Annotated in this window: 14 protein-coding genes; 9 read left to right on the forward strand and 5 right to left on the reverse strand. The window is 75.0% G+C overall.

The window, feature by feature from the left end; translation table 11 throughout:
* Nucleotides 1-95 precede the first annotated feature (95 nt).
* From K329_RS0106875 to K329_RS25175, 3 genes are read right to left on the reverse strand one after another with little or no spacing between them, the layout of a single operon-like run.
* Nucleotides 96-803 (reverse strand): DUF6885 family protein, encoded by a 708-nt coding sequence (locus K329_RS0106875; protein WP_028472464.1) that lies wholly within the window; start codon nt 801-803, stop codon nt 96-98.
* A 4-nt stretch (nt 804-807) separates the two neighbouring features.
* On the reverse strand, nt 808-2,184 hold the full coding sequence (locus K329_RS0106880; protein WP_028472465.1) for a type I glutamate--ammonia ligase: 1,377 nt from the start codon (nt 2,182-2,184) through the stop codon (nt 808-810).
* A 22-nt stretch (nt 2,185-2,206) separates the two neighbouring features.
* Complete coding sequence (locus K329_RS25175; RefSeq protein ID WP_052336510.1) at nt 2,207-3,001, reverse strand: FadR/GntR family transcriptional regulator; 795 nt, start codon at nt 2,999-3,001, stop codon at nt 2,207-2,209.
* A gap of 135 nt (nt 3,002-3,136) precedes the next feature.
* Between K329_RS25175 and K329_RS25180 the strand changes: the two genes are divergently transcribed.
* The gene (locus K329_RS25180) at nt 3,137-3,718 is read left to right on the forward strand and encodes a gluconokinase (protein ID WP_052336511.1); all 582 of its coding nucleotides are present in this window, start codon (nt 3,137-3,139) and stop codon (nt 3,716-3,718) included.
* Nucleotides 3,715-5,217 carry a GntP family permease gene (locus K329_RS0106895; RefSeq protein WP_028472466.1) on the forward strand — a complete coding sequence of 501 codons (1,503 nt, stop codon included), beginning with the start codon at nt 3,715-3,717 and terminating at the stop codon, nt 5,215-5,217. The genes K329_RS25180 and K329_RS0106895 overlap by 4 nt, the downstream gene beginning before the upstream one ends.
* 140 nt (nt 5,218-5,357) lie before the next feature.
* Here the strand turns inward: K329_RS0106895 and K329_RS0106900 are convergent, their stop codons facing one another.
* Complete coding sequence (locus tag K329_RS0106900; RefSeq protein ID WP_028472467.1) at nt 5,358-5,981, reverse strand: mismatch-specific DNA-glycosylase; 624 nt, start codon at nt 5,979-5,981, stop codon at nt 5,358-5,360.
* Between the two features lie 232 nt (nt 5,982-6,213).
* On the opposite strand from K329_RS0106900, the gene K329_RS0106905 reads away from it, so the two are divergent.
* From K329_RS0106905 to K329_RS0106925, 5 genes are all read left to right on the forward strand, one after another.
* Nucleotides 6,214-7,263, forward strand: coding sequence for an ABC transporter ATP-binding protein (locus K329_RS0106905; protein WP_084541073.1), 1,050 nt, complete (start codon nt 6,214-6,216; stop codon nt 7,261-7,263).
* Between the two features lie 3 nt (nt 7,264-7,266).
* Nucleotides 7,267-8,091, forward strand: a complete 825-nt coding sequence (locus K329_RS0106910; protein WP_052336512.1) for an ABC transporter permease — start codon at nt 7,267-7,269, stop codon at nt 8,089-8,091.
* A 157-nt stretch (nt 8,092-8,248) separates the two neighbouring features.
* Nucleotides 8,249-9,475 (forward strand): sensor histidine kinase, encoded by a 1,227-nt coding sequence (locus K329_RS25185; protein WP_052336513.1) that lies wholly within the window; start codon nt 8,249-8,251, stop codon nt 9,473-9,475.
* Nucleotides 9,472-10,095, forward strand: coding sequence for a response regulator transcription factor (locus K329_RS0106920; RefSeq protein ID WP_028472470.1), 624 nt, complete (start codon nt 9,472-9,474; stop codon nt 10,093-10,095). The genes K329_RS25185 and K329_RS0106920 overlap by 4 nt, the downstream gene beginning before the upstream one ends.
* 94 nt (nt 10,096-10,189) lie before the next feature.
* The gene (locus K329_RS0106925; RefSeq protein WP_052336609.1) at nt 10,190-11,020 is read left to right on the forward strand and encodes an enoyl-CoA hydratase-related protein; all 831 of its coding nucleotides are present in this window, start codon (nt 10,190-10,192) and stop codon (nt 11,018-11,020) included.
* Nucleotides 11,021-11,068: 48 nt separating this feature from the next.
* Here the strand turns inward: K329_RS0106925 and K329_RS0106930 are convergent, their stop codons facing one another.
* Nucleotides 11,069-12,358 (reverse strand): phosphodiester glycosidase family protein, encoded by a 1,290-nt coding sequence (locus K329_RS0106930; protein ID WP_157571613.1) that lies wholly within the window; start codon nt 12,356-12,358, stop codon nt 11,069-11,071.
* Between the two features lie 87 nt (nt 12,359-12,445).
* On the opposite strand from K329_RS0106930, the gene K329_RS25195 reads away from it, so the two are divergent.
* Together K329_RS25195 and K329_RS25200 are read left to right on the forward strand one after the other, a co-directional pair.
* Nucleotides 12,446-13,498 (forward strand): glycosyltransferase family 2 protein, encoded by a 1,053-nt coding sequence (locus K329_RS25195; protein ID WP_052336514.1) that lies wholly within the window; start codon nt 12,446-12,448, stop codon nt 13,496-13,498.
* A gap of 239 nt (nt 13,499-13,737) precedes the next feature.
* Nucleotides 13,738-14,712 (forward strand): type IV toxin-antitoxin system AbiEi family antitoxin domain-containing protein, encoded by a 975-nt coding sequence (locus tag K329_RS25200; protein WP_052336515.1) that lies wholly within the window; start codon nt 13,738-13,740, stop codon nt 14,710-14,712.
* Nucleotides 14,713-14,745: the final 33 nt, after the last annotated feature.

Genomic DNA, 14,745 nt, shown 5'->3' on the forward strand with positions numbered 1-14,745 from the left:
CGGAGCACTTCTTCTCCCGAGATGAAGGGTCGGTGGTCACGGACCGGGTCGGTCCCGACCAACCTCCCCCGACCTCGTCCGCGGGGTCAACCCCCTCAGGTCGCCCAGACTCCGGTGGAGAGGCCGGCGGCGGCGACGGACCCGGAGGCGGCGACCACGTCGTCGGGGCGGGTCAGCAGCAGCAGGCCGCGTCCCGGCGGGGCGGACAGGGCGGCGGCCAGCGCGGGCACCCCGACGATCCGGGCGCCCGGCGGGAGCCCCTCGGCGCCGAGCTCGACGTACGTGTCGGCCAGCCCCACCTCGTCGGCCTCCGCGTCGTACGCCCACAGCCCCACGAAGTGCCCCACGTCCCACGCCACGCCGAGGCCACCGGTGCGCACGTTCGCGAGCACCGCCAGCGGGTACGGCGCGCGCACGAGGTCGGCGAGCAGCGTGCGGCACGGCGCGGGGTCGGCGCTGCCGGGCACGGCGAGGACGCTGACGCGACCGGCGGTGGCGGTGCCGATGCCGGCGACGAGGGCGGCGGCGTCGGTGCCGGAGGCCTCGGGGGAGGGGGCGGTCGGCAGCACGTCCCAGCCGCGCCGGTCGAGCGGCGCTCCGTCCGGTCGCCACGCGGCGACGTCGTGGGGCCACACGTGGGTGCCGCTCGCGAGCGCCAGCTCGGTGACGCCGGGCGGGTCGTCGAGCACGGCGTGCAGCGCGGCGGCGGCCGTGAACGGCCCGCAGAGCTGGTCGGGCTGGGGGAGCGCGGCGGTCTGGGCGGCGAGCACGCGCTCGGCGCCCGGCAGCGGGGCGAGGGCCACGGGGTCAGTAGACCCAGCGCAGGGACGAGACGACCTCGTCGACGGTGTGGTCGGCCGCCCAGGCGGCGTCGGCGTCGCGGCAGGCGACGAAGGCGCCCAGCAGGTCGTCGCCCAGCACGTCGCGCACGAGCGGGCTGGCCAGCAGGTGGGCCCGCTGCTCGGCGTGCGTGGTCGCCAGCGGGGCGATCCCGGCGGCAGCCCGCGCGGCGTCGTCCCAGGTGCCGACGTCCTCCTGCACGGGGGCCGGCAGCTCCGCGCCGTCCCGCACGCCGGCCAGGCCGGCCGCGATGACGACCGCCAGCGCGAGGTAGGGGTTGGCGGAGGCGTCGCTCGCCTTGAGCTCGACGTTCGTGTGGTCGGGGCCGAGCAGCGTCGACGACGGCACGAGGCGCAGCGCGGCCTCCCGGTTCTCGACGCCCCAGAAGCCGTAGGCGCCCGCCCAGTAGCCGGGCCGGCGGCGCAGCAGCGACCCCGTGGAGGGTGCCGTCACCGCCACGAGGCCCGGCAGCTCGCGCAGCAGCCCGGCGAGGTAGCCCCGGCCGACCGCCGAGAGGCCGTGCTCGTCGTCGCCGGTCAGGGCGTTGCGGCCGTCCCGGGTCAGCGAGGTGTGCAGGTGCCAGCCGTTGCCGGCGCCGTCGGTGGTGGTGACGGGGGCGAAGCTGACGCGCAGTCCCTCCGCCCGGGCGGCCGCGTGGATGGTCTGGCGCACCAGCACCTGGTCGTCGGCCAACGTCAGCGGGTCGGTGGCGTCGAGGGCGATCTCGACCTGCGACCCGCCGTACTCGGCGTGCAGCTGACCGATGCCGAGCCCGTTGGCCTCGAGGTCGCCGAGCAGGCGCACCACGAACTCGTCGACGTCGCGCAGCGCGTTGGCGGAGTAGGCGGGGCCGCGGTGGGCCGGGAGGAACTCCTCGCCCTCGCGGGCCACGACCATCTCGATCTCGTAGCCGGCACGCACCTCGAAGCCGGCCTCGGCGGCGAGCGCGACCTGGCGCTCGAGCACGGCGCGCTGGCAGTACGGCCACGTGCCGCCGTCGGGGTCGAGCTGGCGCCCGTCGACCCACGCGAGCCCGGGCTGGCCCGCCAGCACGGTGACGCCGCGGCCGCCGGCGCCGCCCAGCTCGGGCACGAGCCGCACGTCGCCCGACGGCGTCGCGAGGCCCTCGTGGGCGAACGTGATGCCGTCGTGGGAGTCGAAGACCGCGAACGCCGCCGTGATGCCGACGCCCCGGCGCGCGACCGCCGGCAGCTCGGCGGTGGGCACCGTGCGCGAGCGCACGATGCCGTTGTTGTCGACCCAGCCGACCGTGACCCCCCGGACCCCCTGGCGGGTCAGCGTGGCGACGACGTCCTCGGGCGATGGCTGCTGCACGGCGCTCATGGCCCGACGGTAGGGCATCGTCCTATTCCGCCGAGGGCTCCGTCTCGGGGTCCGGAGCGGCGCCGGGCGCCGGACGCGCGGCGTCGTAGGCGGCCATCCGGGCCTGGGCGTCGGCCGCCTCCGCGATGATCCGTCGCATCGCGGCCTCGGCCTCGGCGGGCTCGCCGCGTCGTACGGCGCGCGCGACCTCGGCGTGCCACTCGATGGCCTCGGGGTTGGGGTCGGCGGGCATGAGGTCGTGGTGGGTGCGACCCGCGAGCACCTCGTCGACCAGGCCGGCCAGGGCGCCGTACATCTCGTTGCCGGACGCCACCAGCATCGTGGCGTGGAAGCGCTGGTCGGCCTCGAGGTAGGCCTCGAGGTCCTGGGCGCGGGCCTGGACCGTCATGTCGGAGACCGCCGCCGCCATGGCCGCGGCCTGCTCGGGGGTGGCCCGGAGCGCGGCGAGCCCGGCGGCGGCCGGCTCGAACCCGGCGCGCAGCTCGCTCAGCGTCTGCAGCTGCTCGTCGCGCTCGTCGCCGTCGAGGCGCCAGCGGATGAGGCGCGGGTCGAAGACGTTCCACGCGCTCCGGGGGCTGACGGTGATGCCGACGCGGCGCCGGGAGGTGATGAGCCCCATCGCCCCGAGCACCTGCACCGCCTCGCGGGAGACGGAGCGGGAGACGCCGTACGACGCGTCGACCGACTCGAGGGTGAGCACCGCGCCGGCGGGGAGGTCGCCCGCGACGATCCGGCGGCCGAGCGCGTCGAGCACGTCCTCGCGGCGCTGGTTGGCGGCCGCCGGCGCCGGTCGGGGCGTCGGGTCGGTGGGGGCCATGGCGCCTCCTGGATCTTCAAAGATCAGATTTATTGCCGTCCGGTCTTGTAAACGGCAGATGAATGATCGCACACTGTCCGGGCACCGGTGTGACGCCGCACACGCTGGGCGGACCGCCACCGACAGAGGAGAACCATGGTCGACGAGAAGAACCCGGACCGGAGCGACCCCCGGTCGCCCCTGGTCGTGGTGATGGGGGTGTCGGGGTCGGGCAAGTCGACCGTCGGCGCCGCCCTGGCCCAGCGACTGCGCGTGCCGTTCGGCGACGCCGACGACTTCCACCCCCAGGCCAACATCGACAAGATGAGCGCCGGCCACGCGCTGGACGACGAGGACCGTCGCCCCTGGCTGGCCGCGATCGGGGAGTGGCTCGGCCTGCGGGCCGGCACGACGGGCGGGGTCGTCACCTGCTCCGCCCTCAAGCGCGCCTACCGCGACCAGATCCGTGACGCCGCCCCCGACGTCGTGTTCGTGCACCTCGCCGGCAGCCGCGACGTCATCGCGCGCCGCCAGGCCAGCCGCCCCGGCCACTTCATGCCGGCCTCGCTGCTCGACTCGCAGTTCGCGACCCTCGAGCCCCTCGCCGACGACGAGCACGGCGTCGTCCTCGACGTCAGCCGCTCGGTCGACGAGCTCGTCGAGGACTACCTGAAGCTCGACGCCGCCCGCGTCACCGACGTACCACCCGCCCCCTCGACCCCGGAGCAGAACCGATGAGCCCGACCCTCGCCACCACCCTGCCGCTCGCCGCGACCGACCTCGTCGAGCCCGTCAACGGCGGCGCCCAGCTGGTCCTGGGCGGCCTGCTCGGCATCGCCGTCGTCGTGGCCCTCGTCGCCTGGGCGAAGCTGCACCCGTTCCTCGCCCTGGTGATCGGCGGTTTCACCGTCGGGGCCGTGGCCGCGATCGGTGCGGACGTCGACGTCGACGGCGTGCCCTACGACCTCGCGCACGTCGTCCAGGTGTTCAGCACCGGGTTCGGCAACACCACCGCCAGCGTCGGCATCCTCATCGCGCTCGGTGCGATGTTCGCGAAGCTGCTCGCCGACTCGGGCGGCGCCGACCAGATCGTCGACACGATCGTCGGCGCGGCCTCGCCGCGCGCCCTCCCGTGGGCGATGGCCGGCGTCGGTGCGCTCATCGGCCTGCCGATGTTCTTCGAGATCGGCCTCGTCCTCCTCATGCCGGTGATCTACCTGGTCGCCCGCCGGGCCCAGCTGTCGCTCGTCGCGATCGGCATCCCCACGCTCGCCGGCCTCTCGGCCATGCACGCCCTCGTGCCCCCGCACCCCGGGCCGCTCCTCGCGATCGACAACCTGGGCGCCGACCTCGGCGTGACGCTCGGCCTCGGCGTGCTGCTCGCGATCCCCGTCGTCATCGTCGCGGGCCCGCTGTTCGGCAAGATCGCCACGAAGTGGGTCCCGATGCCGGCGCCGAGCGGCGCCGACGCCCCCGTGCAGGTGGGCGGCGGCTCCGGCGGCGGTCCGGGCAACGCGCTGAGCAAGAGCGGCGGCGCGGGCACCACCGACGGCGAGGCGAGCGACGTACGACGCCCCGGCTTCGGCGCCACCGTCTTCACGGTGCTGCTCCCCGTCGTGCTGATGATGGGCAAGGCGCTCGCCGACGTCGCGCTGCCGGAGGGCAACATCGCCCGCCGCGTGCTCGACCTGCTCGGCACGCCGTTCGTGGCGCTGCTGCTCGCCGTGCTCGTCGCGATGTGGACGTTCGGCTTCGCTCTCGGCTGGGGCGCCAAGGCCGTCGGCAGGAGCGTCGAGTCGTCGCTGCCCGGCGTCGCCGGCATCCTCCTCATCGTGGCCGCCGGCGGCGGCTTCAAGGAGGTGCTCGTCAGCACCGGCATCGGCACCCTGCTCGCCGAGTGGGCGCAGGACGCCAACGTCTCCGTCATGCTGCTGGCCTGGGTGCTCGCGGTGCTCATCCGCCTCGCCACCGGCTCCGCCACCATCGCCACCATCACGGCCTCGTCGCTCATGGCGGGCCTCATCGACGGCCTCAGCTCGGGCGAGATCTCGCTCATGGTGCTCGCCATCGGCTCCGGCTCGGTGTTCTTCTCGCACCTCAACGACGCCGGGTTCTGGCTGGTGAAGGAGTACTTCCGCATGGACGTCGGCCAGACCATCAAGACCTGGTCGCTCATGGAGACGGTGCTCTCCGTGACCGGGCTCGTGCTCGTGCTCGGGCTGGACGTGGTGATCTGAGGGTGGTGACCGCCGGTTTCACCGGCTAGCCGGTGACACCAGCACCTGGCGCGCGAACCTTCGTGCGCCAGGTGCCGGGTTCGTCACCTAGCCGGTGAAACCGGCACCCCGGGCCTCACACCACCCCGACCCGCGGGGTCTCACACCACCCCGGCGGCGCGGGCGGCCTCGCCGTACGCCACGGCAAGGCTCGCCACCGTCTCGTGCGCGTTCAGCCCGCTCGGGTTGGGCACCACCCACAGCTCGCTGGCGCCCCACGGCTCGGGCTGGCGGCCAGGCACCGCCTTCGGCAGCGAGAACGCGGTGCGGTACGCCGTGATCCCCGCGACCGCGACCACCCGCGGCGCCTCGCGCTCGACGAGGGCCCGCAGCGCCGTACCCCCCTCGCGCAGCTCCTCGGTCGACAGCTCGGAGGCCTTCGCCGTCGCCCGCGGCGCCACGTTCGAGATGCCGATGCCCCGGGAGCGCAGGTGCCGGCGGTCGTCGTCGGTCATCCCGGCGGCGGGGTCGATGCGCTGCGTGACGATCCCGGCCTCCAGCAGCGCCGGGTAGAACCGGTTGCCCGGGTAGGCGAAGTGGGTCTGCGTCGCCGCCGTCCACAACCCGGGGTTGATGCCGACGAAGAGCAGGCGCAGGGGCGGGTCGCCCGCGCCGGGGAGCAGGTCCGGCACCCGGGCGTCCCGGAACGACTCGAGCTCGGCCCGGGTGAACCGGGTGGGCGTACGGCGCGGGGCGGGCTCGGCGGGCACAGGCGGGGCGGGCACCGGTCGAGCCTGCCACAGCGGCCCACGCGGGCCGCCGACCCGTGTAACGCGGTGTCCGAGTGACTGCACACGCGTCAGAACACGTGTGCAGTTGCCCGGACACCGCGTTACAACCGGCCGGGCCGCCGCCACCCCACCCATGACATCTGTCATGCCGCGGCCCTGAGCCCCCCACACGAACCCGTGCGGCGGCGCACTGCCGCCGGGGCCCCGGGGCGGCCAGAGTGGAGCCATGACCACGACGAGCACCCCGGCCCGGGCCGATCGCCCCGCCGGCCCCGACCACGGCACCTCGCCGGCCACCACGCCCGGCCCCGCCGGCCCGCCCGACCCGGACGCCGCCATCTCGGTGCGCGGCCTGGTGCGTCGCTACGGCAGCGGCAAGGACGCCTTCGAGGCGGTCCGCGGCCTCGACCTCGACGTGCCGCGCGGCACGGTCACCGGCCTCCTCGGCACCAACGGCGCCGGCAAGACGTCCACCCTCGAGGTGATCGAGGGTCTCGCGCCGGCCACCCAGGGCACCGTGCAGGTGCTCGGCCACCACCCGATCAAGGACCGGGCGACGGTCCGCCGCCGCACCGGCGTGCTCCTGCAGTCGACCGGCTTCCCCGGCGACCTCACCGTCGCCGAGACGGCGCGCATGTGGCACTCCACGCTCTCCGACCCGCGTCCGGTCGACGAGGCGCTCGACATGCTCGACCTGCGCGGCCGCGCCAAGGTGAAGGTCAGCTCGCTCTCCGGCGGCGAGCGTCGTCGGCTCGACCTCGCCTGCACGCTGATGGGCCGTCCCGAGCTCGTGCTGCTCGACGAGCCGACGACGGGCCTCGACCCCGAGAGCCGCCGCGAGGTCTGGCGCCTGGTGCGCCGCCTGCGCGAGGCCGGTGCGACGGTCGTCATCACGACCCACTACCTCGACGAGGCCGAGGCGCTCGCCGACCGGCTCGAGATCATGCACGCCGGTCGCATCGTGCGCAGCGGCACGGCGGGCGAGATCGCCGAGGGCCACCCGTCCACCATCACGTTCGACCGCCTCGAGCGGGCGCTGCCCGACCTCGCGGGCGGCCAGGTCGACCAGTCCACCCTCGGCGACCCCCGCACGGTCGTCGAGACGGTCGACCTGCAGACCACCCTCACCGCGCTCCTCGACTGGGCGCGCGCCGAGCGGGTGCGCATCGACGGCCTGGACGCCCGCACCGCGAGCCTCGAGTCCGTCTTCCTCTCCATCGCCGACGGCGCCGAGGCCGACACCCGCCGTACCGAGCCCACCTCGAAGGGAGCCTGACCCATGAGCGCCACCACCACCGCCCCGGTCGACCTCACCCCCGCCGGCGGCGGCACGTCCGGAGCCTCCGGCCCGTCGCTGCGCCGCGTCGTGGGCCTCGCCCGCGCCAACACGATCCTGCTGACCCGCAACAAGATGACGCTGGCCTACGCGCTCGTGTTCCCGCTGACCCCCCTGCTGCTGCTCCTCGCCTCCGACCGGGGCGACGTGACGGCGGGCATCGGCAGCGTCACGAACGTGCTGATGCTCGGCGCCCTCTTCCCCGTCTACTACAACCTGCTCTCGATGGTCGTCACCCGGCGCGACGAGCTGGTGCTGAAGCGCCTGCGCACGGGGGAGTCGCGCGACGGCGAGCTGCTGGTCTCGATGGCGCTGCCCGGCCTCGTGGTGTTCGCCGCGCTGTCGGTCCTCGCCATCGGGGTCTCGTCCGCCCTGGGCCAGCCCCTGCCGAGCAACCCGGTGCTGGTCGTCGCGACCGTGCTGCTCACCGCGGTGACCTTCGCCGGGCTCGCCTTCTGGACCGCGGCGTGGACCCGGAACGCCGAGGCCGCCCAGCTGACCTCGATGCCGGTCATCCTCCTCGCCGTCATCGGCAGCCTGCGGGCCGTCCTGCCCGAGGCGACCCACCGCTACCTCGACCTCACGCCCGGCGCGGCCCTCGACCTGCTGTCGCGGATCGCCTGGTTCGGGCAGGACCAGGACGGCGCCGCCCTCTCCTTCGCCGACAGCTTCGCCGCCGCGGGCCAGCCCCTCGCCGTCCTGCTGGGCTGGACCGTGCTCGCCGGAGTGCTCGTGCGCCGGAGCATGCGGTGGGAGCCCCGCGTCTGACCCCCACGGCTCCTCGCCACCTCGGCACCGCCCCGCCCCGCACCGACGTCCACCGTCGGTGCGGGGTGAGAGGCTGTCGCTCCGGGCCGGGGCCGACCGCCCCACCGACCGCACCGACCGCCACACGACCACAGCTCACGACGACGGGAGGCACGCGATGCGCCGCTGGGACGTGTTCTGGACGAGCCGCTCGCAGGCCGACCGCGTCGAGCTCTACACCCGCTGGTCGCTCTACCTGCTGATCTGGTGGATGGCGGTCGCGGTGCTCGGTTGGGCGCCGGAAGCGCTCGAGGACCAGCGCGTGGCCGTCTCGATCCTCGTCGTGGGTGTCCTCCTCGCCGGCGCCACGACCGACGCCCTGCGGCGGGTGATGACGGCCTACCCCGACGTGGACGTCGCCGACCCCGGCCTGCGCCGCAGCGTGATCGCGGTCGTCGTGGTGGCGGCCGCGGGTCTCGGCGCCTCGCTCCTGCTGCCCACCGAGGGGCGCTCGGGCGTGCTGGCCCTCGTGCTCTCGACCACCGCGTGGGCCGTCGGGGCCGTGCGGCCGCGCTGGGTGGCGTACGGCGTGCCGCTCGCCGCCGCGGCGGCGGGGCTGGCGCTCCTCGGCGAGGTCCGTCCGGTGGCCGTGTTCCTCGGCGTCCACTTCTTCTTCGTCTTCACCCTCCGCACCTCGCTGTGGGTGCTCGGGGTGGTGCGCGAGCTGGACGTCGCGAAGACGGCGCAGAGCGACCTCGCGGTCGCCGAGGAGCGGCTCCGGTTCTCCCGCGACGTGCACGACGTGCTCGGCCGCCACCTCTCCACCATCGCGGTGCGCTCCGAGCTCGCCGCCACGCTCGCCGACCGCGGCGACCCCCGGGCCGTCGAGGCGATGCTCGAGGTGCGGGGCTCCGCCCACGAGGCGCTGCGCGAGGCCCGGGCGCTGGCGCGGGGCTACCGCCGTACGGACTTCCCCACCGAGGTCGAGGGCGCCCGCTCGCTGCTGTCGTCGGCGGGCATCGGCGCCGTCGTCGAGGTCGACGACCTGCCGGAGCAGTGGCACGAGCCCGCCGCCTGGATCGTGCGGGAGGCCACCACCAACGTGCTGCGCCACTCGCGGGCGACGACGGTCGAGATCACCTACGAGGCCCGGACGGGCGGCCGCGGCGTCCTCACCGTGCGCAACGACGGCGCGGACCCGGGCACGGAGGACGGCACCGGCACGGGGCTGCTGGGGCTGCGCGAGCGGCTCGACCCGCTGGGCGTGCACCTCGACGTACGACGCGACGAGGGCACGTTCGCGCTCGTCGCCCACCTCGGCGCCGCCCCCGCCGCCGCGCCGACCGCCGCGGCACCCACCGCCGCACCTTCCGTCCCGCCGACCACGATCGAGGAGGACGCATGACCATCCGGGTGCTGCTCGCCGACGACGAGAACCTGATCCGCGAGGCGCTCGCGCAGATGCTGGCGCTGGAGGACGACCTCGAGATCGTCGCCCAGGCCGCGAGCGGCGACGAGGCGCTCGCGGTCGCGCTCAAGGTGCGTCCCGACGTGGCGGTGCTCGACCTGCAGATGCCGGGGCGCCACGGCGAGGGCCTGGACGGCATCGGGGTGGCCGAGGAGATCGCCGCGCGCCTCGACGGCTGCGGCTGCATCATCGTGACCAGCCACGGGCGGCCCGGGCACCTCAAGCGGGCCCTGGCGGTGGGCGTGCGCGGGTTCCTGCCGAAGACGACGTCGGCCGCGATCCTGGCCGAGGTGGTGCGCAAGGTGCACGACGGTGGCCGCCACGTCGACCCCGAGCTGGCCGCCGAGGCCATCGGGGCCGGCGACAGCCCCCTGACCCCCCGCGAGGCCGACGTGCTCGAGCTCGCCGTCGACGGCGCCCCCGTCGACGAGATCGCCCGCCGCGCCTCGCTGTCGCCCGGCACGGTGCGCAACTACCTCTCCAGCGCCGTCAGCAAGCTCGGCGCCGCCAACCGCCACGACGCCTGCGCCACCGCGCGCCGCATGGGCTGGATCTGACCCTCGTACGGCGGGCGCCGGCCCCCGTCGTACGGTCGGCGCGACCTGCCGGCGAGCGACGGCGGGCGACGCGCGAGGAGGACCGGTGGTCGAGATGGGCGACGGGCAGCACGGGGCGGGCACGGAGGTGCACGTCGAGGAGCACGCCGACGGCGAGCTGCTCGTGGAGCGACGACCGGGGGTCGTGACCGCGACCTTCAACCGGCCGCACCGCATGAACGCGATGAGCCCCCCGATCTACGGCGCCCTCGACGCGCTCTGCACGTCGCTGCGCGAGGACGGCACGGTCCGGGTGCTCGTGCTCCGCGGCGCGGGCGGCCGCGCGTTCTCGGCCGGCAACGAGATCTCCACGTTCGTCGGCATGACGACCGGCGAGGAGGGCGTCGCCTACGAGGCCGGCGCCCGCCGCGTCATGCGGGGCCTCGCCGAGCTGCCCCAGGTGACGATCGCCGCGATCGACGGCGTCTGCGTCGGCGGCGGCCTCGCGGTCGCCACGTTCTGCGACCTGCGGGTGGCGACGCCGCAGTCGCGGTTCGGCTACCCGATCGCCCGCACCCTCGGCAACGTGCTGGCCGCCCCCATGCTCGACCGCTGCGCGGCGGTCTTCGGGGAGTCGCTGACGCGGGAGATGCTGCTCGCCTCCCGCCTCGTCGACGCCCCGCGGGCGTACGCCGTCGGCGCGCTGGCGGGGGTCTGCGAGAGCGACGAGCTCGACCCGTACGTCGACCGCCTCGTCGGCGGCATCGTGCGGGCCGCGCCCCTCACCATCGCGCTCACGAAGCAGCAGCTGCTGCGCCGCTCCGACGCGCTCGAGGCCTCGGCCGGTGACGACCTGCTGCTCGCCCGCGCCTACGGCAGCGCCGACTTCCGCGAGGGCGTGCGGGCCTTCGTCGCCGGGGAGAAGCCCCGGTTCACGGAGGCCTGAGCCGGCCCGCCACCCGTCCCGCCCGCCCTGCTCCCCGCCGTACGTGGCTCAGCGCAGGTAGAGCGCGACGCCGTTGGCGATCGGCCGCAGCGACCCGTCGGAGGGCCGGTTGGCGACGCGGACCTTGCCCGCGACGTACGCGAGCATCGTGGTGGAGCCTCCGCCGTCCATGTTGATGGCCTCCTCGGCGCCCAGCAGCTGCGCGATGCCGGCCGCCTCGAGGTGCGTGGCGCCGCGGCTCATCGTCGACCGTCCGTCGATCACGACGAGGAAGAGCAGGTTGGCGTCGCGGTCGTAGGCGATGAACGTGCGGGGCGCCAGCGTGGTGTCGGCCCGGTTCGCGATCGCGCCGCCGCGCAGCAGCAGCCCGCTGCCGCCCACCACGAGCGCCGGGTTGCCGTTGACGCTGCTGCGCGGGGTCACGACGGTGCCGGGCGGCATCGTCAGCAGCTGGGCCACGGCGGCCCCGCGGCCCACGAGCACGTAGCCCCCGCGCGGCACGGAGCGCGTCACGGTCGGCGCGTTGAGCACCACCCGGCCGGTCGCGGCCACGACGACGGTGCGCATGTCGCGGTCGCCGCCGGTCACGCTGTCGGCGTTCACCGTCGCGCCCCAGCGGTCGCTGTAGACGCCCACGGAGTCGGCGGCCACGGTCGGGGTGTTGAGCCCGCTGACCCGGACGGACGGGAACTCGAGGATCCGGTTGTCGACGGTGAGCGGGCCGATGCCGACCCGGCCGGCCGGGGTCATGAAGAACGCGTTGTTCCACCCCGTCGTGGGCGCCTGGAGCAGGCCACGGGTCGGGCTCTTGCTGATGCCACGGGCGGCGCCCGTGTCGTCGATGTCGAAGAAGTCGCCGTTGATCGCGGCGACGGTCTGCCCGGCCAGGGTCGTGAGCGGCGCCCGGGTGGTGGCGGCGGCGCTCGCGACGTGGTCGACCCGCACGCTCGTGCGCGAGAGGTTCACGGTGACGATGCGGCCGGTCATCAGGCCGCGGTCGTCACGCAGGCTGAAGGAGTGCAGCGCGACGCCCGTCGTGATCATCGTGCCGTTCGCGCGCCTGAAGGGCTGGTCGGCCGGGGTGGGCGCGGTGGTGGGCGGTGCGGTTGTGGGCGGTGCGGTGGTGGGCGGTGCGGTGGTGGGCGCGGCGGTCGGTGTGGCGGTGGGCGGCGGAGTGGCGGTTGGCGCGGCGGTGGGCGTGGCGGTCGTCGTCGCGGCCGTGCCGGGGGTGCCGACCGGGCCGGTGGGGGAGGGGACGGCCAGGGAGGGGGCCGCCGTGAGGGCGAGGGAGAGTGCGACGCCCGCGGCACCTGCCGCGAGCGCCCGGGACGAGCGCATGGCGGAAACGGTAGGGGAGCGCGGCGGGCGCGCACGGCGGAACGCCGAAGGTCGCGCCGGTGGTCGTGCGCCGTAGGATCGCCGCCGATGGAGCCGACCTCACCGCCCCCGCCCGCCTCGCCGGACCCCACCGCCGCCCGCGCCCTGCCGCCCGTGTCGGTCGTCATGCCGGTGCTCGAGGAGGAGCCGTACCTCGAGGAGTCCGTCGAGCGGGTCCTGGCGCAGGAGTACGACGGGGAGGTCGAGGTCGTCCTCGCCGTCGGGCCCTCGAAGGACCGCACCGAGGCCATCGCGCAGCGCATCGCCGCCGGCGAGCCGCGGGTGCGCGTCGTACCGAACCCGACGGGCTTCACCCCGCACGCCCTCAACGCGGCGCTGGCGGCGTCGAGCCACCCGTACGTCGTGCGCGTCGACGCCCACGGCTTCCTGCCGGCGGGCTACCTGCGCCGGGTCGTCGAGCTGCTGGAGACCACGGGCGCCGCGAACGTCGGCGGCCGCATGCAGGTCGAGGGCGAGGACGACTTCGGTCGCGCCGTCGCCGTCGCGATGAGCTCGCGGCTGGGCATCGGCGGCTCGAAGTTCCACGTCGGGGGCGAGCCGGGCCCGGCGCAGACCGTCTACCTCGGCGCGTTCCGCCGCGAGGTCGTCGAGCGTCTCGGCGGGTTCGACGAGCACTACCGGCGTGCGCAGGACTGGGAGCTGAATTACCGGATCCGGGCCGCCGGCGAGACGATCTGGTTCGACCCCGACCTGGCCGTCACCTACCGTCCCCGCCGCACGCTGAAGGCGCTCGTGAAGCAGTTCCACGGCTCGGGCCGCTGGCGGCGCCAGGTGGTCGACCACCACCCCGACACCGCCTCGGTGCGCTACCTCGCGCCGCCCGTGGTCACCGCCCTGGTCGCGGGCGGCCTCACCGCCGGCGTCGTCGGCCGCGCCACCGGACTGCGCACGCTCGAGGCGGGCTGGCTGCTCCCGGCGGGGTACGTCGCCGCGGTCGCCGCCGCCTCCCTGCCCGAGGGCCGCGACCTCTCGCCCCGCGCCCGCGCCTGGCTGCCCGTCGTCGTCGCCGCCATGCACCTCAGCTGGGGCTCGGGCTTCCTGCGCAACGTCGCCCCCGAGGAGCGCGTGCCCCGGGGGTGAGGCTCCGCCAGGTAGGGGTGGCAGGCGCGCGCGGGCGGCAGTTTCGCCGCTCGAGCGGTTAAACCGCCGCTTTGCGCCCTGAATATGGAGCGCACGGTGCCAGGTTGCTGCGCAAGGTTGCCTGACGCTTCAACCCAGCCCGGGCCGGGATCTGTCCCCAGCCCCCGTCCGCCGGGTTTGTCTCCACACGACGGCGCCGTGCCGCGGGGGTGACGGCTCCCCGCGGGCATCGTGAGGACATGAACGAGCCCCTGCCCCAGCTGGACAGCCTGATCGAGAAGGAAGGCGTCTTCCTGCGTCGAGACGCCGTCGACCGCGGGTACGACGACAAGGTCATCGCCCGGCAGCTGAGGTCGGGCGCCTGGATCCGGGTCCGCCACGGCGCCTACACCCTGCCTCCGATCTGGGACGCCGCCGACCGTCGCGAGCGGCACCTCCTCACGGCTCGAGCGGTGCACCGGGCTGCGGAGAGCGACATCGCGTTCTCCCACACCACGAGCGTCCTGCTCCACGGCGGCGCCACCTGGGACCTGCCGCTCGCCGACGTGCACGTCGTCCGTGCCGGTGGTCGCAGCGGTCGAGCGACTGCCGGCGTACGACGCCACCGGGCGGCGGTGGAGGAGGAGGGTGACCTCGTTGTGACCGATGGGCTGCCCCACACCAGCGGTGCCCGGACGGTCTTCGAGATCATCTCGGTCGTCGGTGCCGAGCGGGCGCTGGCCGTCACCAACGACCTCCTCCACCGCAAGGTGGTCCTGATGGCCGATATCAAGGAGTACGAGCCCCGGGCCCGCCACTGGCCCCACACCCTGGGCGCTGAGGTCGTCCTGAGGCTCGCCGACCCGCGGATCGAGACCGTCGGCGAGTCGCGGACCCTCTACCTGATGTTCCGGGAGGGGCTGCCCCACCCGGTCCCGCAGTTCGAGGTGTACGACGGCGCCCACCTCGTCGGACGCGTCGACTTCGCACTGCCCGAGCACGGGGTCTTCATCGAGTTCGACGGCAAGGCGAAGTACACGACGTTGCGCCGCGCGGGCGAGTCTCTCGACGACGTGGTGCTGCGCGAGAAGCACCGCCAGGAGCTGATCGCCAACCTCACCGGCTGGGAGTGCATCCGCATCACGTGGGCCGAGCTGAGCACGCCGGGTGTGACGGCTGCACGCATCCGCGCGGCGATCGACCGGCAGCGCCGGCGAGGCCGGGCGGCGGCCTGAGCGCCGTACCGCAGCGGACTGTGTGCACGAACC

The organism is Nocardioides alkalitolerans DSM 16699 (assembly GCF_000426525.1).
In the GTDB taxonomy this organism is placed as follows: domain Bacteria; phylum Actinomycetota; class Actinomycetes; order Propionibacteriales; family Nocardioidaceae; genus Nocardioides; species Nocardioides alkalitolerans.